The sequence below is a fragment of the Rhodopseudomonas pseudopalustris genome (assembly GCF_900110435.1).
GTDB lineage: Bacteria > Pseudomonadota > Alphaproteobacteria > Rhizobiales > Xanthobacteraceae > Rhodopseudomonas > Rhodopseudomonas pseudopalustris.
Genome location: NZ_FODT01000001.1, coordinates 599,707 through 619,747 on the forward strand (window position 1 = coordinate 599,707; position 20,041 = coordinate 619,747).

Here is a 20,041-nt window from a genome sequence, read left to right on the forward strand (position 1 = left end):
CAGGCGATCATGGCACGCGGCGGACCGGCGCGGGAGGTGTCGCGCGGGATCTCAAGCAACGCTGGCGAGATAGGCGCGTTCGGCGGCCGCCACAGCGTCCGGCGTTCCGACATGCATCCAGACGCCGTCGAGCCGCAGCCCGAACAGCCGGTGCTGCTCGGCGGCGCGGTCGAACATCGTCGTCAGCGAGAACTCGCCTTGTGGCGCATCCTTGAAGATCGCAGGCTGCATAATCGCGACGCCGGCATAGACGAACGGCGTCACCTCGGTCTCCTTGCGCTTGCGCAACGAGCCGTCGGCGGCCATCGCGAAATCGCCCTTGCCGGCATAGCCGATGCTGTTGGCGGTGGGCGCCATCAGCAGCAAAATGTCCATCCGCGCCGGATCGAACGCTTCCGCAAGCCGCGCCAGATTCGGCTGCACGCCGTCGATCCACAGCGTATCGGCGTTGAGATGGTAGAACGGCTGGTCGCCGAGCAACGGCAGCGCCTTCACCACCGCGCCACCGGTGCCGAGCACGGCGTCGCGCTCGTCCGAGATGATCACCCGCGGACGGCTCCGCGCAGCGACGTGATCGATGATCTGGTCCGGCAGATAGTGCACATTGACCACGGCCTCGGCGACGCCGGCTTCCGCGAGCCGGTCGAGGACGTGATCGAGCAGCGGCTTGCCGGCCACGGCCACCAGCGGCTTCGGCTTATGATCGGTGAGCGGGCGCATCCGCACGCCGAAACCGGCGGCGAGAATCATGGCTCTGGAGGGTTGAACGGACATCGTCGCTCGCTGTTCGGAACGGACCGGATTCGTGCGAGCCCATTGTATCATGCAGCTCCAGCCGGTCTATCAGCGGTCACTGGGTATTCGCGAACCGTGACGAAGGTGCGACATGCGGCGCTCGAAAACAGTCGCGCGGCGATCCGGCGCACGCTTGCCGACCGGCGATCGAAACTCACGCAGCCGTGGCTGACGTGCGGCTGCCCGGTTTCTTTTTCTTGTCGTTGCGCAGGAAGCTGACGCCGATCTGGTCGCCATTGACCCAGCTCAGCTCGCAGCGGCGATAGGCGAGACCGGTCGACGACAGCAGCAGAAAGAACTCCTTGAGGTTCAGCCCTTCGACGGCCCCCACGACGGTCAGCTTCGCGCCGGCTTCGGAGACGCCTTCAAGCTGGCACGGCCGGCGCCAGGTTCCGTCGATCGCCATCATCTGGGCGCGGATTCCGCGCTCGAATACGACCCGGCCGTCCTTGTTACGTTCTGCAACCATTCCCTATCCCTCGCCCCGACACAGCGACCACGACACACTATTCCTGGGAAGACTACGGAGGAGGGAGCGTAACTAAATACAGGCTAACAACGCGTAAAGGCGACCGCTCAAATCAGAGCGTTTTCGAGCGAAGTGGAAACCGGTTCGCATGAAGAAAACGCGTCAGAACAAAAAGGGAGAGCTCCGGTTCTGATTTGATCAGAACCGGAAAAGCTCTACAGCGGCGCCGGGACATTGGCCTGATACCAGGCGCGGACCTCGGCCAGCGACGGATGCGCCAGCGAACGGCCGAGATAGGTCCAGATCCGCGGCTGGTGGCGGAGATATTGCGGCTTGCCGTCGCGCCGGTTCAGCCGCGCGAAGGTGCCGAGCAGCCGCGTGTTGCGCTGCGCCGACATCACCGCATAGAGCCGCGCGAAGGCGACCGGATCGAAGCCCGGTTCGGCGGCGCGACGGGTCTTGATGTAGCGGCCGAACAGCGCCAGTTCGAGCGCTTCGGGCACATCGACCCGGGCGTCCTGCAGCAGCGACACCAGATCGTAAGCGGCGGGCCCGAGCACGGTGTCCTGAAAGTCGATCACGCCGACGCGCGCGATCTCGCTGCGCTGCTCCAGCCAGATCAGGTTCGGCGAGTGGAAATCGCGCAGCACCCAGGTCGGCGCCTCGTCGGTGAGGCCGCCGAGCAGCCTGCGCCACATCGCGATGAATTCGCCGCGCAGCGCATCAGACGCGGACGCGCCGCGGTCCGGCAGATACCATTCCGGCATCAGCCCGACCTCGATCAGCATCGCCGCAGGATCAAACACCGGGATCGCATAGTCTTCGTCGGGCAACGGCAACGTATCGGGAAGCGTCTGGCCATGCAGCGCCGCCAGCATGTCGGCCGCGGCCTGATAGCGCTCGGCGATCGGTGCCGGCGGCGTCCCGGAGATGAAGCCGGACGCGCCGAGATCCTCGGTGATCAGAAAACCTGAATCGAGATCGGCGTAATGGATCGCAGGCGCCGAGAAGCCGCGCGCGCGCAGACCGCCCGCGATCGCGACGAACGGCCTGACGTCTTCGGCGAGATGCACGGCGGCGCTGTAGCTTTTGCCGCCATACAGCGCCGGTCCGTCCGGTCGCCGCGGCGCGTTCATCAGGATCAGCGACGCGCCGTCCTTAACCAACCGCGCATAGGACCGGGTCGAGGCGTCGCCGGGCATGTGGCGACGATCGGCATCGGCATAGCCGGACATTTCGATGAAGCTGCGCAACGCCGCGAGTCGTTCGACCCGCGCCGCCGCGGCGCCGTGACCGGTGATCTCGGCAGCGCGCGCCATCGAGCCGAGCGCCGGGCGATGGCTGAGGGCGATGTCGATGCGGTCGGACGGCATCGCGCCGGGCGCGCGTTCCGGCCATTCGATCAGCGCCACCGCGCCGTCGGGCAGCGGCGACAGTCCGATCTCTTCCAGTTCGGACGGATCGTTGACGCGATACAGATCGGCGTGAAGCAGGGGAAACGGCGGCAGCTCGTAGCTCTGCACCAGCGTAAACGTCGGACTGGGGACTTCCAGATCATCATCGCCGGCGAGGTAGCGGATCATCGCCCGCGCCGCCGAGGTCTTGCCGGCGCCGAGATCGCCCGACAGCGTGACGACATCACCCGGCCCGATCAGCAGCGCGATTTCCGCCATCAGCCGCGCGGTCGCCGTCTCGTTGGCGAGCGCGACCGAGAATGTCGCGGAGCCGCTCATTCGGCGGCGTTGCGCTGCGCGGACGGTTCGATCGGAAATTCGCAGATCACCGAAGTGCCGCGTCCGACCACCGAATCGACCTGGACCTTGCCGCCGTGCAGTTCGACGAAGGAGCGCACCAGCGCGAGGCCGAGGCCCGGGCCGCGATGCCGCGAACCCTGGGAATGGCTCTCGAACCAGTCGAACACCTTGTCCTTCAGCTCCGGCGCAATCCCGGGACCGGCGTCGGTCACGGTGAAGACCACCTTCGCGCCGATCTTGTGGACCACGAGCGTCACGGTCGCCTGGTTCGGCGAGAAGCCGACCGCATTGGCGAGCAGATTGTACAGCACCTGCACGACGCGGCGTTCGTCGCCGACAAATTCGCCGACCGCGGGATCGATCTCGACGTCGAGCGTGATCTGATCGCGCGCGAGGCGATCCTGAATGCCTTCGGCGGCCGCGTCGATCGCGCGACCGATATCGATCGGCCCGAGATTGAGCGTCATCGCGCCGGCGTCGATGCTGGCGAGATCGAGGATGTTGTTGATGATCGCCATCAGCGCGTTGGTCGACGAGGTGATGTAGGCGATGTATTCGGACTGCTTGTCGTTGAGCGGACCGGTGCTCGGATCGCCGAGCAGATGCGCGAAGCCGATGATCGTCGTCAGCGGCGAACGCAATTCGTAAGACACGTGGTGGACGAAATCGACCTTGATGCGGTCGGCCGTCTCCAGCGCCTCGTTGCGCTCCCGCAAGGCGCGCTCGACATTCTCGGTGTCGCTGATGTCCAGGAACGTCAGCATCGTCGCGCCGTCGGGCAGCGGCATCGTCTTGCAGGACAGCACGGTGCCGTCCTTGCGCTCGAGCTTCAGCAGCACGTGCTTGCGGTCGTCGATTCCGGTGATCGCGCTACGCAGCGCCTGCCAACTCACCGCGTCGTCGAACAGCGGGCGGCACCATTCCTCGACGGTTTCGATATGCGGCCGGTTGTTGAGCGCTTCCGGCGAGAGATTCCACATCCGCGTGAACGCGGGGTTGAACAATTGCGCGCAGCCATTGCTGCCGAACACCGCGACCGCCTCGGTCAGATTGTCGAGCGTTTCGCGCTGGACATCGATCAGGCCGCCGTAACGGCGCTGCAGTTCCAGGCTCTCGGTGACGTCGTCGAACAGATAGGTGACGCCGCCCTCCTGATTGGGCGTGGTGACGATGCTGATCGCGCGACCGTCGGGCAGATACCAGATCGCCTTCTCCGGCTCGACCGCCCGATAGGCCTCGTGCAGCTTTTTCTTCCACTCCCTGAAATCGCGCTCTTCGGGCAGTTTTCGCGCGGCGCGCAGACGGTCGATCACGCTGGAATCGTCCGGGTTGCTGTCGAGGAAGGCGCGGTCCAGATCCCACAGCCTGCGATAGGAATCGTTGTAGAAGGCGAGCCGGCGCTGCGCGTCGAACACCGCGACGCCTGACGACAACTGGTCGAGCGTGCGGCGATGCGCCTCCGCCATCCGCACCAACGCGGCGCCGAGCGCCGCGGCTTCGCTCGCATCCACCGCGATGCCGGCACTGCCACCGCTCAGCCGCAACGCGCGAACGTCGAAATAGCGGCGCTCGCCGCTGACCACGATCGGAAGACGCGCGGCGAATTGGGCATTGTCGTTGAGCGCACGCGCGAGATTGCCGCGGTCGTTACTGTCGAGCAGTTCGAGATTGCGATTGACCGCGTCCGCCGCGCTGCTCGCATCGGTCGCGCGCGCATAGGCGGCGTTGGCGAAACTCAGTTCGCCCGAGGCGCGCCGGGTCCAGATCGGCCAGGGCGCGGCATTGGCGAAGCCCCGCAGCATCTCGGACTCGTCCTGCAGTGACTTGAAGCGCCGCGACATGTCGGCGAGTTCGCGACGAATGCCGCTCAGTTCGCGGATCCGCAGGATCGCCTGACCGCCGATGGCGCGGCCCATCGCCTCGATCGAACGGCCGGTCGACGTCGTTAAATGCAGCAGAAAGGCTTCGCCCTTGTCGAGCAGCGCGTCGACCGCGTGATCCATCTGCAGCGCGGGTTCCGGCGGCAGCCATGTGCCGAAAGCGAGGACGCGCTGCGGCTGGGCGTTCGCCACCTCCTGCGGCAGCAACAGCGCGGTGTCGCCGCTGATCTGCGGCCGGTCGTCGCCGGCGGACCAGGAGATCAGCACCTGCGGCTCGGCGAACAGCAATGCGCGGAAGCGATCGGACTCGGCCTGAAGAGTCTGAACGTCGGCGCGCAGCTGCGCTTCCTGCGCGGCGGCGCGTTGCCGCGTGCGCATCAGCAGGATCGCGGACACGACGGAGAAGCCGAGCACCGACGCCGCCATCGCGAGCGTGACAAGCTCGTGGCGGTTGAAATCGAACATGAAGCGGGACGTCAGAGTGGCGAGCGGATCGTCAGCCGCCCAGGCGGGCGACGACGCCGCGAGAAGGCCAGCGCCCGCAAGGCCGCGCACCAGCGACGTGCACGACAAGCAGGTCCGACGCATCGACCCCAATACGTCTGACATGGATTGCCCCAAACCATCCGGCGCGATCACAGATCGCCAGCGTCGTCGCCGAATCGCTGGACATTATCCTGTTCGCGACTCTGCGGGTAAGAGTCCAGACCGTGAACGCGGCGGAGGTGCGTATCGAATTGGGAAAGTATATTTTCAGCCAACGAATCCGCGTGCGCTTGACACAAAATCTAGCGGCCGGTCGAGCCGAAACCTCCCACACCACGGGCTGTTTCGGACAGCGTCTCGACGCCGATCAGTTCGGCGCGGACCACCGGCGCGATCACCATCTGGGCGATGCGCTCGCCGCGGCGGATGGTGAAGGGCGCATCGCCGTGATTGATCAGCAGCACGCCGATCTCACCGCGATAATCGGCGTCGATCGTACCTGGCGCATTGAGCACGGTGACGCCGTGTTTGGCGGCGAGGCCGGAGCGCGGGCGCACCTGAGCCTCGTAGTTTTCCGGCAGCGCGATGGTGAGGCCGGTCGGAACCAGTACGTAGCTTCCGGGCGCAAGCAGCAACGGCGCATCGGCCGAATTCGCGGCGCACAGATCGAGGCCGGCGGCATGGGCGCTCTGATAGGCCGGCAACGGCAGGCCTTCGGCGTGCGGCAGTTGCTTGATCTCGACGGCGATGGTGTCGCTCATGGCGCGTGTACTTCCATGGTCTGCGCGATCCGCGCCACCAGCGCGCTCGCGACTTCGTCCTTGGTCATCAACGGCCATGATTCGACGTCGACCGCATCAGTTGCATTCATCAGCAGATGCACGGTGTTGCGGTCGCCGCCCATCACGCCGGTGGCGGGTGAAACATCATTGGCGACGATCCAGTCGCAGCCTTTGCGCGCGAGCTTGGCGCGCGCATTGTCGAGCAGATTCTCGGTCTCGGCGGCGAAGCCGATCACCAGGTTCGGGCGGTTTTCGCCGCGTTTCGAGATGGTTGCGAGGATGTCGGGATTCTCGGTGAGCTGCAATGGCGGCGGGCCGCCGGCGCCCTTCTTGATCTTCTGACCGCCTTCGCTTTCGACGCGCCAGTCGGCGACGGCGGCGGCGAAGATCGCGATGTCGGTCGGCAGCGCGGCCTGCACGGCGTCGAGCATCTCGCGCGCCGACTCGACGCGCGTCAGCGTCACACCGTCGGGCGCGCGCAGATCGACCGGGCCTGAGATCAGCACGACCTCGGCGCCGGCCGCGGCGGCGGCGGCGGCGATCGCGTAGCCCTGCTTGCCCGACGAGCGATTGGCGATGTAGCGCACCGGATCGATCGGCTCGTGGGTCGGCCCCGCGGTGATCAGCACGCGGCGGCCGAGCAACGGGCGCTGCGGTTGCGGTGTCCAAAACGCCTGTGCGGCAGCGGCTATTTCAATCGGCTCGGCCATCCGCCCGGTGCCGGCCTCGCCACGCTCCGCCATCTCGCCGGCATTGGGACCGACCAGCGCGACGCCGTCGCGCTTGAGTTGATCGACGTTGCGACGGGTCGCGGCGTTGTTCCACATCAGCGGATTCATCGCCGGCGCGAGCAGGATCTGGCGATTGGTGGCGAGCAGGATCGCGGTGGCGAGGTCGTCGGCATGGCCGCCGGCGATCTTCGCCATCAGGTCCGCAGTGGCGGGCGCGACGACGATCAGATCGCAATCGCGGGCCAGCCGGATATGGCCGGCGTCGAACTCGCTCTGCGGATCGAACAGATCCGTGTAGCAGCGCTGATGCGACAGCGCGCTCGCGGTGAGTGGCGTGACGAATTGCTGGGCGGCGCGGGTCAGCACCACGCGGACCTCGGCGCCGCGCTCTTTCAGTCGACGAATCAAGTCCATAGCCTTGTAGGCGGCAATTCCGCCGCCGACGATCAGCGTGATCCGGACGGATGCCGCCGGCTCGGAGGGAAAACCCTCGTCTTTTCCGGAGCTTGATTCAATTTTACCGGGCGCGGCGGGGTCCTCGCCGGGCTGCGGAAAGCTTGCGGCAAACCCGTGGCGCTTGTGGCAGACGTCGCGCAGGATCACCCGCACCTCGTCTTCCATCGACCGGCCATTGGCGGCGGCGCGCTGGCGCAGCTCCGCCTTGAGCGCATCGTCGAGTTTGCGGATCGTCAGGTTCGCCATGACCCGCAGATTAACGGACGCAGGCAGTGCCAGCAAGCCATGAACGCAATGCCATCGCAACTCGCGACCGCATTGCATCCATCAGGCGATTGCAATGCGGTCAGAGGCGCGACATCGCGATCAGAACCCCGATGAAGGTCACGGCGATGATCCACAGCGCCGCGGTGCGGCCACGGGTACGGCCGCGCTCGGTGCGGCCGATCGCCGCGATGGTCTCGGGCGCGAGGACGAGGCCGTCCTTGGTCATCACTTCGAGCTGGTTCAGCACGGTGACGGCGCGCGACACGATGGTGGGCAGGCTGCTCAGCGTGTGGCCGAGTTCGCCGGCGCCGGTCAGCGCGCCTTCGACCTTGCCGATCGGGCCGAGGTTGCGCTGAATCCATTCGCGCACCACCGGATCAGCGACCTTCCAGATGTCGAGCCTCGGATCGAAACTACGCGCCACGCCTTCGACCACCACCATGGTCTTCTGCAGCAGGATCAGTTCGGGCCGGGTCCGCATGTCGAACAGGCCGGTGACCTCGAGCAGCAGCGTCAACAGCTTGGCCATCGAGATTTCTTCGGCGAGGCGGTTGTGGATCGGCTCGCCGATGGCGCGGATCGCCTGCGCGAAATTCTCCACCGAATGATGCGCCGGCACGTAGCCGGCCTCGAAATGCACCTCGGCGACGCGGCGATAGTTGCGGGTGATGAAGCCGAGCAGGATCTCGGCGAGGAAGCGCCGCTCCTTCGGCAGCAGCCGGCCCATGATGCCGAAGTCCACGGCGACGAGCCGGCCTTCGGGATCGAGGAACAGATTGCCCGGATGCATGTCGGCGTGGAAGAAGCCGTCGCGCAGCGCGTGGCGCAGGAAGCTCTGGATCACCTTGCGGCCGAGCTCGACGGTGTCGACATTGGCTTCGGCAAGCCGCTTGTGATCGTTGAGCGGAATGCCGTCGATCCACTCCATCGTCAGCACGTTGTGAGTGGTGCGGTCCCAGTCGACGGTGGGGACGCGGAAGTCCGGATCGTCCTTGGTGTTCTCCGCCATCTCGGAGGCGGCGGCGGCTTCCAGCCGCAGATCCATCTCCATCGCGACCGAGCGCGACATCGTGTTGATGACTTCGACCAACCGCAGCCGCCGGGCCTCGGACGAATACTGCTCGGCCTTGTCGGCGACGAAGAAGAAATCCGACAGATCGCGCCGGAAGCGCGACGCCACGTTCGGCCGCAGCACCTTGACGGCGACCTGCTTGCGGACGCCGCCGATCTCGACCTCGCCACGATGCACCTGCGCGATCGAGGCCGCGGCGACCGGCGGGCTGAGGCTGACAAAGGCCTGTGCGACAGGCCTTTCCAGCGATGCAGCGATCACCGCCTCGGCCTCTTCCTGCGCGAACGGCGGCAACCGGTCCTGCAGCGCTTCGAGATCGCGCGCCATCGCCGCGCCGACCACGTCGGGCCGCGTCGCGAGAAACTGTCCGAGCTTGAGATAAGCGGGTCCGAGCCGCGTCAGCGCCCGCGACAGCCGCGCGCCGGACTTGGCGCCGGGCCGCTCGATCAGCCGCGCCAGCCGCACCGGCAGTTGACCGGCGGGCGGGATCAGCGACGGGTCGACCACGCCGAACACGCCCTCGCGCGCAAACACGTAGGCGGCGCGAACGAGCCGCGCCGCATGACTGAGCCCAGCGATCACAAACGCCAGCCCGAATGCAGCGCGACGATGCCGCCACTCATCATCTGCCAGTTGACCCGCGCGAAGCCGGCGTCGCGCATCATTTCGGCGAAGTCATAGGGCTTCGGAAATTTGCGGATCGACTCGACCAGATATTGATAGCTCTCGGCGTCGCCGGTGACGACGCGGCCGATCTCCGGGATCACCTTGAAGGAGAACAGGTCGTAGATCTTGTTCAGGCCCGGCACGTCGACGCTGGAAAATTCCAGACAGAGGAAGCGGCTGCCCGGCTTCAGCACGCGATAGGCTTCCTTGAGCGCCAGATCGATCCGCGGCACGTTGCGGATGCCGAACGCGATCGTATAGGCGTCGTAGCTGCGGTCGGGGAATTGCAACGCCTCGGCATTGCCTTCGACGAAATCGACCTGGCCGTCGAGATGGCGCTGCACGGCGCGCTGCCGGCCGACCTCGAGCATGTCGGTGTTGATGTCGCAGACGGTGGCCTGGAAGCCGGCGCCGGACGCCTTCGCGGCGCGGAACGAGATGTCGCCGGTGCCGCCGGCGACGTCGAGCAGCCGGAACGGCGCATCGTCACGCGGCGGGTTGAGCGTGGTGATCATCACGTCCTTCCACAACCGATGCATGCCGCCCGACATCAGGTCGTTCATCAGGTCGTAGCGGCTGGCGACGCTGTGGAACACGTCGTTGACCATCGTCTGCTTGTCGTTCAGCGGCACATCGCGGAAGCCGAAATGCGTGGTCTCGCCCGGCTGATTCATGAGGTCACTCCTGCGCGCGGAAGGTTTTTCAGGCCGATGACCGCCCGAAACGCGAAAACCAGGTCCGCGGCGGACCATATAGCGCGCCAGAGCCGGAGGCGCTATCACCTGAATGCCTAAAGCCGCCGGGCGGATGGCAGGCATCCAATCGGCCTCTCCCCGTCATCGCGTGCGCAGCGAAGCATCGCCCGGACCAACCAGAGCGCCCGAATGCCCGAACTGCCCGAAGTCGAAACCGTCCGCCTCGGCCTGACGCCCGCGATGGAAGGGTTCCGGATCGCGCGTGCGGTGACGAATCGGGACGATCTGCGGTTTCCGCTGCAGAAGGATTTCGTTGCGCGGCTGACCGGACAGACCGTCACGGGGCTGGGGCGGCGCGCCAAATATCTGCTGGCCGACCTCGCTTCCGGCGACGTGCTGCTGATGCATCTCGGGATGTCCGGCTCGTTCCGGGTGGTCGCCGCCGACGGCGCGCACACCCCGGGCGAGTTTCACCATCCGCGCAGCGAGGACCGCACCCATGATCATGTGGTGTTCGACATGTCGTCCGGCGCGCGGGTGATCTTCAACGACCCGCGGCGGTTCGGCTTCATGAAGATCTTTCCGCGCGCCGAGATCGACGACGAGCCGCATCTCAAGGGGCTCGGCCCCGAGCCGCTCGGCAACGCCTTCGACGCCGTGATGCTGGCGCGCGCCTGCGCCGGCAAGCAGACCAGCCTGAAGGCGGCGCTGCTGGACCAGCGCGTCGTCGCCGGGCTCGGCAACATCTATGTCTGCGAGGCGCTGTGGCGCGCGCATCTGTCGCCGAAGCGCAAGGCGGCGACGCTCGCCAGCCGCAAGGACGAGCCGACCGATCACGCGCTGCGGCTGACCGACGCGATCCGCGCCGTGCTCGGCGACGCCATCAAGGCCGGCGGCTCGTCGCTGCGCGACCACCGCCAGACCTCCGGCGAACTCGGTTACTTCCAGCATTCCTTCGCGGCCTACGACCGCGAAGGCGAACGCTGCCGCACCGACGGCTGCGGCGGCGCGGTGAAGCGCTTCGTGCAGAACGGCCGATCGACGTTCTGGTGTTCGGGGTGTCAGAAGTAGTTCGGCGACATCGCCGGCGCAGTGCTCGGCTCATCCCCCACCCCAACCCTCCCCCGCAAGCGGGAGAGGGGGCGCTCTGTGCTTGGAGGGATGTCGAGCATGAACTCTGGCGGCGGCTGAAATGATCACCAGCGTCGCCCCGCGACGCGGCGGGCTCCCTCTCCCGCTTGCGGGAGAGGGTTGGGGTGAGGGCGACGCGGGCGCTGACTCCGCACTGATGACTCCGCACGAAGATCACGCGTAGCGCGCAAAAAGAGGCGGCCGGACACCGAGGCGCCGGCCGCTGAGTTTGGTAGACCTCGCTCGGGAGGAAGCGGGTCCCCTGGAAAGTCCGCGTCCGGACGCCGGCTCGACGAACCGTGGCAGCCGGTCCGCACAGGGTCGCCGTCATCCGAATCAACAGCATCGAGCATGGACGCGGATGACAGTGCTGAAAATTGAGTACGATTACTAAGCGACGGCGAACTACGCGTCGCGTAGTGAGGTCGCCGGCGTTGTGCTCGGCTCGCCCCCACCCCAACCCTCCCCCGCAAGCGGGAGAGGGGGCGCGCTGTGCTTGGGGGGATGTCGAACATGAACTCTTGGGGCGGCAGAAATGATCACCAGCGTCGCTCCGCAACGCGGCGGGCTCCCTCTCCCGCTTGCGGGAGAGGGCTGGGGTGAGGGCGACGCGGGCGCTGAATCCGTGCTGATTACTTCCGGACGCAGATTACGCGGACCACGCTGGCCTTGGCGTCGGCTGCGGCGTCGGTCTCGGGTTGGATTTTGTTCGTCGCCAGGAATTTTCGCACAATGTCGGCGTCGACCAAGGCGGCCTGCGGCGCTGCGGCGCCGTTGACGGCGCCGGCCATGACCGGCGGCCGCAGCAGAGCGATGCCGGCGAATTTGCGGTCGGCGTCGCGCGCCGGGGCGCCGGAGAAGCCGAGGCCGGGCGCCGGCGACAGCGCGAGGCCGCCCGCGCTGCCGGTCGGCGTGACGCTGGCCTTACTGACGCTGACCACGGCTCCGCCGCCCTGGCTCTGCGGATCGGCGATGCCGGTCAGATCGACCGACGCTTTCGCCGCACCGCTGCCGAGCGCCAGCGGCTTCAGCCCGCGCGCGCCATAAATCCGCAACAGCGCCAGATCGTGCTCCTTGTCGGTCGCGGCGAGGTCAGCATTGCCATGACCCGCGACCACGATCGTCTGACAGCCATCGACCGCGTCGCGATCGGTGAGGATCGCACCGTCGTCGCTGACGATGACGCCGGTCGCATATTCGACCTTCTTGCGCGGCGGCGGGCCGGCCGGCGCGCCTGACGGGAACGGATTGAACGCGCTCGACATCGCGATCACCACCGGCTCCATCGTGCCTTCGGTGGCCTGATCGTACAGGACGGTGAGGATGCGGATTTCGGCGTCCTTGAACGCGCCGCGGGTGTAGAATTTCTTCAGGCCCTGGGTGCCGGACAGCACGAAGAAATCCGGCCTCACCGCGCTGTAGGTGACCTTGCGGCCGGGCTCCTTCTTCTCCTGATCGGCGAGCTTGGCGATCGAGGCCCCCGCCTCCTTGCGCCGCGCCAGCACGATCTGGATGGTGCCGGTCGAGGACGCCCATTTGCTGCCATTGGCGTCGCTGGTCTGCTGCGGCACCAGCTTGCCGGGGACGCCGAGCCGCGCGCCGGTGACCGGATCGCTGATCAGCTTCCAGCCGACATTGCCCTGCAGTTTTCGCGCGGCTTCGGCGAGCTGGGCGCGCTCCTGCGGATTGAGCACGCCGGTCGGCTTGGCGCCGTGGTTGTTCTGGAACGCCTTGATCGCCGCGACCATGCGGTCGGAGGCTTCGCCGTTGATCACGCCATTGTAGTCGCCGGTCCAGGCCAGATCGGACTGGATCGCCTCGCGTTCGCCCTGCGCCATCGATTTCGCGGTCTCGGCCGGGGTCTGCAGCGCCGGACGAATCGGCGTGGTCGCGACCGGCTTCGGCTTGACGCCCTGAACGGTACCGGACGGCGTCTGCGCGGCGGCGAGGCCGGTCGCGCTCACAATCATCAGGGTTGCGGCCAGCATCGATCTCATGACAATTCCGCCCCGTGTCGCGCCATCGTTGAGCTTCGCGCAGATAACCATAGATGCTTGGTCGGAAACAATCGCGGCCGGGTTCGATGGAGGGGCCGAAGATGAAAGAGACCATCCCGACATGCTGAGCGCCGACGAGCTGGAACGCTACGCCCGCCATATCGTGCTGCGCGAGGTCGGCGGGCCCGGACAGGCGGCGCTGCGCCGCGCGCGGGTGCTGGTGGTGGGCGCCGGCGGGCTCGGCGCGCCGGTGCTGATGTATCTCGCCGCGGCCGGAATCGGCACGCTCGATATCGTCGACAACGACGAGGTGTCGCTGTCGAATCTGCAGCGGCAGGTGATCCACGCCACGCCCGATATCGGCAAGCGCAAGGTCGACAGCGCGGCGGCGCGGATCAACGCGCTCAATCCGCATGTCGAGGTGAGGCCGCACGCGCTGCGGCTGACGCCGGCCAACGCGCTGGACCTGATCGACGGCTGCGATCTGGTGCTCGACGGCTCGGATAATTTTGCGACGCGCTATCTGGTGTCGGACGCCTGCTTCATCGCAAGGACGCCGCTGATCACCGCGGCGCTGGGGCCGTTCGACGGTTCGCTGACCACGATCCGCGCCCACGAGAAAAACCCGGCCGGCGAATTCAACCCGACCTATCGCTGCCTGTTTCCGGAAGCGCCGCCGCCCGGCACGGTGCCGGCCTGCGAGGAGGCCGGGGTGATGGGCGCGCTCGCCGGGATGCTCGGCTCGATGATGGCGCTGGAGGCGATCCGCGAGATCGTCGGCTTCGGCGAGGGGCTGGTCGGGCGGCTGTTGATGATCGACGCCCGCGCGATGCGATTCGAGACGCTGCGCTACAGCCGCGATCCGGCCAATCCGCTGAACGGGGATGCGCCGAGGGTGACGGATCTGAGCGGGCATCCGTAGGGCTGCGGACTCACTGCCCGCGGCTTCCCTCACCCCGGCCCTCTCCCGCAAGCGGGAGAGGGAGTGAGGCAGCGGTCGGTTTGGGCGTTTCCGTTCAACTTCGAACTCAGCAGCGCGCGGCGAGCCCCCTCGCCCGCTTGCGGGAGAGGGTTGGGGTGAGGGCTCACGGGGACAGCGGTGGAGTTGAGCGGCCTTACAGCATCGCGGGCAGGACGCGATCCGGCGGCTTGTGGTTGTCGAGGAAGGTGCGGATGTTGATGATCACCTTCTCGCCCATCTCGACGCGGCCTTCGATGGTGGCCGAGCCCATATGCGGCAGCAGCACCACCTTGCCGGCCTTGGCCAGCCGCACCAGCTTCGGATTGACCACCGGCTCGTGCTCGTAGACGTCGAGGCCGGCGCCGGCGATGTCGCCGGTTTCGATCAGCCGGGTCAGCGTCTCCTCGTCGATCACCTCGCCGCGCGCGGTGTTGACGATGAAGGCATCCTTGCGGATCAGTTTCAGCCGGCGCGCCGACAGCAGATGGAAGGTCGCCGGCGTGTGCGGACAATTGACCGAGATGATGTCCATCCGCGCCAGCATCTGGTCGAGCGAATCCCAATAGGTCGCGCCCAGCTCGTCGGCGATCCGCGGCGCCACCGGCTTGCGGTTGTGGTAATGGATCTGCAGCCCGAAGGCGCGGGCGCGGCGCGCCACCGCCTGGCCGATCCGGCCCATGCCGATGATGCCGAGGCGCTTGCCGCCGAGCCGGCGGCCGAGCATCCAGGTCGGCGACCAGCCGGGCCACTCGCCGCCGTCGGTGAGTAAAGCTGCGCCCTCGATCAGCCGACGCGGCACCGCGAGAATCAGCGCCATCGTCATGTCGGCGGTATCTTCGGTCAGGACCTTCGGCGTGTTGGTGACGGTGATGCCGCGGGCATGGGCCGCTGCGACGTCGAGATTGTCGATGCCATTGCCGAAATGCGCGATCAGCCGCAGCGTGCAGTCGGGCTGGTTCAGCATGGCGCTGGTGATGGTGTCGGTCACCGTCGGCACCAGCACGTCGGCGGTGCGCGCCGCCTCGGCGAGCTGGTCCGCGGACATCGGCACGTCGTCGAGATTGAGACGCGCGTCGAATAGTTCGCGCATCCGGGTTTCGATCGAGTCCGGAAGCTTGCGGGTAACGACGACCAGAGGCTTTTTCTTAACCGACATTCAACCGCTCTCTGACGAGTCTGACGAGACCGTTTAGTCCGCGTTAACCCAGCTGTTCGACACTCCCGCTGCAGCGCGACCGCAGGGGCGGGTCCCTTCCGTTCGGTCCCTTCACCACCTTGGGGTTACCGGATGCCTTCCGGCCTTCTCTAGCAGAAGACCGCGCCAAGACAAGGACCTCCGGGCTTCACCGAAGCGGCCGCGCACGATCACAATGGCGGAGAGACGTGTCGATGAAGCTGAAGAGACCGATCGCAGCAGTGTTGTTCGCTGGTGCAATGACAGGCGCTGCGGCGCCTGCGCTTGCTGCGAAAGACTCGCCGCTGTCGGCCAGCGGATTGCCGGTGCCGCGCTACGTCAGCCTTAAGTCGGATCACGTCAACGTCCGGATCGGGCCAACCAAGGACAACGACGTCGCCTGGGTTTACACCCGCGCCGGGCTGCCGGTGGAGATCACCGCCGAGTTCGAGAACTGGCGGCGGGTGCGCGATTCGGAAGGGGCGGAAGGCTGGGTGTATCACTCGCTGCTGTCCGGCCGCCGCACCGCGGTGATCACCATGAAGGACAAGGACGAACTGGCAACGCTGTACGAAACCGCCTCGACCGGTAGCGCAGTCGCGGCGCGGCTGCAGGCCGGCGTGGTGGCGCAGATCAAACGCTGCGATCCGAACTGGTGCCGGATCATCGGCTCCGGCTTCGACGGCTGGATCGAAAAGCAGCGGCTGTGGGGCGTGTACGCCGACGAACAGGTGAAGTGAGCCGGGCCGTTTCGCCTCGCCCGGGCAGCCGAACTATCTGAAGCCGCGACTCGCGGCGCCCCCACCCCAACCCTCCCCCGCGAGCGGGAGAGGGAGAGGGAGTTGGGCTGCGATCGGGGCGAGCTTTTCGGTTCGGCTTCACACTCAGCAACGCGCACGGCGCGCCCCCTCTCCCGCCTGCGGGAGAGGGTTGGGGTGAGGGCTCGCGGGCACAGCGCCACGCGGCTCTGCCCACCCTACCAAATGATGGTTTGGAATAGCTCGAAACAGTCCGCTCAGGACTTCTTGCGCAGCCGAACCACGACGTCGACGCGGGCGATTTCGTAGCCGTCTGGAACCTGCGGCGTCGAGCGCAGCGCGACGTGCTGATCCGGAATGTCGATCAGCTCGTGGTTGTTCTCGAGATAGAAATGCTGGTGCGCCGTGACGTTGGTGTCGAAATAGGTCTTGGTTCCGTCGACGCTGACCTGGCGCAGCAGACCGACATCGGTGAGCTGGTTGAGGGTGTTGTAGACCGTCGCCAGCGACACCGGAACCTTGGCCTGGCTGGCCTCTTCGTACAGCATTTCCGCGGTCAGATGCCGGTCGCCCTTGCTGAACAGCAGCCAACCCAGCGCCATCCGCTGGCGGGTCGGACGCAGGCCGACCGATTGCAGCATTTCGTTGACGTCGTGCCACGGACAACCGTTCAGGTGCGGCTCGACCGCATGGGCCAAAGTCACGCTTTCCTCTCGCGAATATGTCGCACGGTCACCGATGTCCACGTCCGCAGTCCTTTTTTGCACTGTGAGATGAGTATAGGAAGCATTCCAATAGCGTGCAAGCGCCTCGCAACTAGAACGCTTCGGACGTTTTACTTAAGGAGGAATACGGAGGTGCCGCTTTGCCGGGTGTTATGCCTATGTTAGACACCCCGCGAACTCCACCGTTGCACAAGGAACGGGCGGGTGCCGGCCGTCGATCACCACCGGGACCGATACGGCCGAATTCCGGGAATTGAAAAGGCAAAGCCGAATGCGGGACCGTCGTTCCAGCTACGAATATGAAGATCTGCTGGCCTGCGGCCGTGGCGAATTGTTCGGCCCCGGCAATGCGCAGCTACCGTTGCCGCCGATGCTGATGTTCGATCGCATCACCGAGATCAGCGAGACCGGCGGCGCGCACGGCAAGGGGCTGATCCGGGCCGAGCTCGACGTTAATCCGGACCTCTGGTTCTTCGCCTGCCACTTCAAGGGCGACCCGGTGATGCCGGGCTGCCTCGGCCTCGACGCGCTGTGGCAGATGCTCGGCTTCTTTCTCGGCTGGTCCGGCGGCGAAGGTCCCGGCCGCGCGCTCGGTAGCGGCGAACTAAAGTTCACTGGCCAGGTGCTGCCGCACGTCCGCAAAGTCGTCTACAATGTCGACATCAAGCGGGTGATGCGTTCGAAGCTGTGGCTCGGCATCGCCGACGGGTGGTTGTCGGCCGACGACGAGATTATCTACCGGGCTCAGGACCTCAAGGTCGGCCTGTTCAAGCAGACCGCGGCGAAGCCTGCGGCCTAAAAGTTTTTCGGATCGGTGCAGCACTGTCATCAAGCAACCAATCGCTGCTGCTAACGACCATGGAATGAACGAGGCGAGCATGAGACGGGTTGTTGTCACGGGGATGGGTATCGTCTCATCGATCGGAAACAACACACAGGAGGTGCTGGCGAGTCTGCACGACGCCAAGTCGGGCATCTCGCGAGCCGAAAAACATGCCGAGCTGGGCTTCCGCTCGCAGGTGCAGGGCTTGCCGTCGCTCAATCCGGCAGACGTGGTCGACCGCCGCGCGATGCGCTTCCTGGGCGAAGGCGCGGCCTGGAACCACGTCGCGATGGAACAGGCGCTGGCCGATTCCGGGCTCGAGGAAAGCGACATCTCCAACCCGCGCACCGGCATCGTGATGGGCTCGGGCGGCCCGTCCGCCCGCACCATCGTGGAGGCGGCCGACATCACCCGCACCAAGGGTCCGAAGCGCGTCGGCCCGTTCGCGGTGCCGAAGGCGATGTCGTCGACGGCGTCGGCGACGCTCGCCACCTGGTTCAAGATCAAGGGCGTCAACTACTCGATCTCGTCGGCCTGCGCGACCTCGAACCACTGCATCGGCAACGCCTATGAGCTGATCCAGTGGGGCAAGCAGGACGTCGTGTTCGCCGGCGGCTGCGAGGAACTCGACTGGTCGCTGTCGGTGCTGTTCGACGCGATGGGCGCGATGTCCTCGAAATACAACGACACCCCGGCCACCGCCTCGCGTCCCTATGACGTCAGCCGCGACGGCTTCGTGATCGCCGGCGGCGCCGGCGTGCTGGTGCTGGAAGAACTCGAACACGCCAAGGCGCGCGGCGCCAAGATTTATGGCGAGATCATCGGCTACGGCGCCACCTCGGACGGCTACGACATGGTCGCGCCGTCCGGCGAAGGCGCCGAGCGCTGCATGAAGATGGCGCTTTCGACCACCGGCGGCATCAAGATCGACTACATCAATCCGCACGCGACCTCGACGCCGGCCGGCGACCCGCCGGAGATCAACGCGCTCCGCAACGTGTTCGGCGCCGGCGACAAGTGCCCGCCGATCTCCGCCACCAAGGCGCTGACCGGCCACTCGCTCGGCGCCACCGGCGTGCAGGAAGCGATCTATTCGCTGCTGATGATGCAGAACGGCTTCATCTGCGAGAGCGCCAACATCACCGAACTCGACCCGGCGTTCGCCGACATGCCGATCGTGCGCAAGCGGATCGACAACGCCAAGATCGGCGCCGTGCTGTCGAATTCGTTCGGCTTCGGCGGCACCAACGCGACGCTGGTGTTCAAGCGGCTGGACGCGTAAAGCGCATTGAGTAACCTCTTCCCGCTCCCGCGGGAATCCATCGCGAAGTGAACCCTCATGGTGAGGAGGCGCCTGTTCGGCGCCGTCTGGAACCATGGGGGATGATGATTGCATCATCCTTCGAGACGCCCGGCTCCGCCCTTTGGGCTGCGCCGGACTGCTCGGGATGAGGGCCAGAACCAAGGAAGCGACGAATATGCAAGCACTGATGCAGGGCAAGCGCGGCCTGATCATGGGCGTCGCCAACAATCATTCGCTCGCCTGGGGAATCGCCAAGACGCTGTCGGCGCACGGCGCCGAACTGGCCTTCACCTATCAGGGCGACGCGCTCGGCAAGCGGGTGAAGCCGCTGGCGCAGTCCTTGAACGCCGAACTGGTGCTGCCCTGCGACGTCGAGGATCTCGGCAGCGTCGATGCGGTGTTCGCGACGCTGAAGGAGAAATGGGGCGGGCTCGACTTCGTCGTCCACGCCATCGGCTTTTCCGACAAGAACGAGCTGAAGGGCCGCTACGCCGACACCACCCGCGAGAACTTCTCGCGCACCATGGTGATCTCGTGCTTCTCCTTCACCGAAATCGCCAAGCGCGCCGCCGAGCTGATGCCCCCGACCGGCGGATCGATGATCACGCTGACCTATGGCGGCTCGACCCGGGTGATGCCGAACTACAATGTGATGGGCGTGGCGAAAGCGGCGCTGGAAGCCAGCACGCGCTATCTCGCCTCCGACTACGGCCCGCGCAACATCCGCGTCAACGCGATCTCGGCGGGTCCGGTGCGGACGCTGGCCGGCGCCGGCATCGCCGATGCGCGGATCATGTTCAACTACCAGCTCCGCCACGCGCCGCTGCGACGCACGGTGTCGATCGAGGACGTCGGCGGCTCGGCGCTGTACCTGCTGTCGGATCTGTCGAACGGCGTCACCGGCGAAGTGCACTTCGTCGATTCCGGCTACAACATCATCTCGATGCCGGAGCCCGACGCGCTGAAGACCGTCGACGAAGCGGAAACCGCCGCGGAACAACGCGCGGCGAAGGGCGAGTAGACGGTTCGCACCGGCGCTGCGCTCGGCGCGCCCTCACCCCAGCCCTCTCCCGCAGGCGGGAGAGGGAGTCCGGCAGCGGTCGGGGTGGGGCATCA

Annotated in this window: 17 protein-coding genes; 6 read left to right on the forward strand and 11 right to left on the reverse strand. The window is 66.4% G+C overall.

The genetic code is table 11. From position 1 onward, the window contains the following. Positions 1 to 51 precede the first annotated feature (51 nt). From BMY71_RS02810 to ubiE, 8 genes are all read right to left on the reverse strand, one after another. Positions 52 to 774: a nucleotidyltransferase family protein gene (locus tag BMY71_RS02810; protein WP_041805074.1), complete on the reverse strand. Its 723-nt coding sequence runs from the start codon at positions 772 to 774 to the stop codon at positions 52 to 54. A gap of 175 nt (positions 775 to 949) precedes the next feature. Beyond that, entirely contained in the window at positions 950 to 1,264 is a 315-nt protein-coding gene (locus BMY71_RS02815; RefSeq protein ID WP_092681544.1) for a pilus assembly protein PilZ, read from the reverse strand. A 215-nt stretch (positions 1,265 to 1,479) separates the two neighbouring features. Beyond that, positions 1,480 to 2,997 (reverse strand): tRNA (adenosine(37)-N6)-threonylcarbamoyltransferase complex ATPase subunit type 1 TsaE, encoded by a 1,518-nt coding sequence (gene tsaE / locus BMY71_RS02820; RefSeq protein ID WP_092681546.1) that lies wholly within the window; start codon positions 2,995 to 2,997, stop codon positions 1,480 to 1,482. Further along, the gene (locus BMY71_RS02825) at positions 2,994 to 5,507 is read right to left on the reverse strand and encodes a sensor histidine kinase (protein ID WP_092681548.1); all 2,514 of its coding nucleotides are present in this window, start codon (positions 5,505 to 5,507) and stop codon (positions 2,994 to 2,996) included. Before BMY71_RS02825 ends, tsaE begins: the two co-directional genes overlap by 4 nt. A 179-nt stretch (positions 5,508 to 5,686) precedes the next feature. After that, positions 5,687 to 6,145, reverse strand: a complete 459-nt coding sequence (dut, locus tag BMY71_RS02830) for a dUTP diphosphatase (RefSeq protein WP_011500640.1) — start codon at positions 6,143 to 6,145, stop codon at positions 5,687 to 5,689. After that, complete coding sequence (coaBC, locus tag BMY71_RS02835; RefSeq protein WP_092681550.1) at positions 6,142 to 7,599, reverse strand: bifunctional phosphopantothenoylcysteine decarboxylase/phosphopantothenate--cysteine ligase CoaBC; 1,458 nt, start codon at positions 7,597 to 7,599, stop codon at positions 6,142 to 6,144. The genes dut and coaBC overlap by 4 nt, the downstream gene beginning before the upstream one ends. A gap of 100 nt (positions 7,600 to 7,699) precedes the next feature. Next, positions 7,700 to 9,274, reverse strand: coding sequence for a 2-polyprenylphenol 6-hydroxylase (gene ubiB, locus BMY71_RS02840; RefSeq protein ID WP_011500642.1), 1,575 nt, complete (start codon positions 9,272 to 9,274; stop codon positions 7,700 to 7,702). Further along, entirely contained in the window at positions 9,271 to 10,032 is a 762-nt protein-coding gene (gene ubiE / locus BMY71_RS02845; protein WP_011500643.1) for a bifunctional demethylmenaquinone methyltransferase/2-methoxy-6-polyprenyl-1,4-benzoquinol methylase UbiE, read from the reverse strand. Before ubiE ends, ubiB begins: the two co-directional genes overlap by 4 nt. Positions 10,033 to 10,242: 210 nt before the next feature. Between ubiE and mutM the strand changes: the two genes are divergently transcribed. Continuing rightward, positions 10,243 to 11,124, forward strand: coding sequence for a bifunctional DNA-formamidopyrimidine glycosylase/DNA-(apurinic or apyrimidinic site) lyase (gene mutM / locus BMY71_RS02850; RefSeq protein ID WP_092681552.1), 882 nt, complete (start codon positions 10,243 to 10,245; stop codon positions 11,122 to 11,124). A gap of 692 nt (positions 11,125 to 11,816) precedes the next feature. Here the strand turns inward: mutM and BMY71_RS02855 are convergent. Further along, positions 11,817 to 13,181 (reverse strand): serine protease, encoded by a 1,365-nt coding sequence (locus tag BMY71_RS02855; RefSeq protein ID WP_092681736.1) that lies wholly within the window; start codon positions 13,179 to 13,181, stop codon positions 11,817 to 11,819. A 121-nt stretch (positions 13,182 to 13,302) separates the two neighbouring features. Here BMY71_RS02855 and BMY71_RS02860 point away from each other — a divergent pair, with 121 nt between their 5' ends. After that, the gene (locus BMY71_RS02860; RefSeq protein ID WP_092681554.1) at positions 13,303 to 14,103 is read left to right on the forward strand and encodes a HesA/MoeB/ThiF family protein; all 801 of its coding nucleotides are present in this window, start codon (positions 13,303 to 13,305) and stop codon (positions 14,101 to 14,103) included. A gap of 193 nt (positions 14,104 to 14,296) precedes the next feature. On the opposite strand, the gene BMY71_RS02865 is transcribed toward BMY71_RS02860, so the two are convergent. After that, complete coding sequence (locus BMY71_RS02865) at positions 14,297 to 15,298, reverse strand: 2-hydroxyacid dehydrogenase (protein ID WP_011500647.1); 1,002 nt, start codon at positions 15,296 to 15,298, stop codon at positions 14,297 to 14,299. A 233-nt stretch (positions 15,299 to 15,531) separates the two neighbouring features. Here BMY71_RS02865 and BMY71_RS02870 point away from each other — a divergent pair, with 233 nt between their 5' ends. Then, positions 15,532 to 16,056, forward strand: a complete 525-nt coding sequence (locus BMY71_RS02870) for an SH3 domain-containing protein (protein WP_092681556.1) — start codon at positions 15,532 to 15,534, stop codon at positions 16,054 to 16,056. Positions 16,057 to 16,331: 275 nt separating this feature from the next. On the opposite strand, the gene irrA is transcribed toward BMY71_RS02870, so the two are convergent. After that, entirely contained in the window at positions 16,332 to 16,778 is a 447-nt protein-coding gene (gene irrA, locus BMY71_RS02875; protein ID WP_283804806.1) for an iron response transcriptional regulator IrrA, read from the reverse strand. A 292-nt stretch (positions 16,779 to 17,070) separates the two neighbouring features. On the opposite strand from irrA, the gene fabA reads away from it, so the two are divergent. The 3 genes from fabA (at position 17,071) to fabI (ending at position 19,946) form a co-directional block, all read left to right on the forward strand. Next, complete coding sequence (gene fabA / locus BMY71_RS02880) at positions 17,071 to 17,598, forward strand: bifunctional 3-hydroxydecanoyl-ACP dehydratase/trans-2-decenoyl-ACP isomerase (RefSeq protein ID WP_041805545.1); 528 nt, start codon at positions 17,071 to 17,073, stop codon at positions 17,596 to 17,598. A gap of 79 nt (positions 17,599 to 17,677) precedes the next feature. Next, positions 17,678 to 18,904 carry a beta-ketoacyl-ACP synthase I gene (gene fabB, locus BMY71_RS02885; protein ID WP_011500651.1) on the forward strand — a complete coding sequence of 409 codons (1,227 nt, stop codon included), beginning with the start codon at positions 17,678 to 17,680 and terminating at the stop codon, positions 18,902 to 18,904. 196 nt (positions 18,905 to 19,100) lie between these two features. Further along, complete coding sequence (fabI, locus tag BMY71_RS02890; RefSeq protein ID WP_092681737.1) at positions 19,101 to 19,946, forward strand: enoyl-ACP reductase FabI; 846 nt, start codon at positions 19,101 to 19,103, stop codon at positions 19,944 to 19,946. Positions 19,947 to 20,041: the final 95 nt, after the last annotated feature.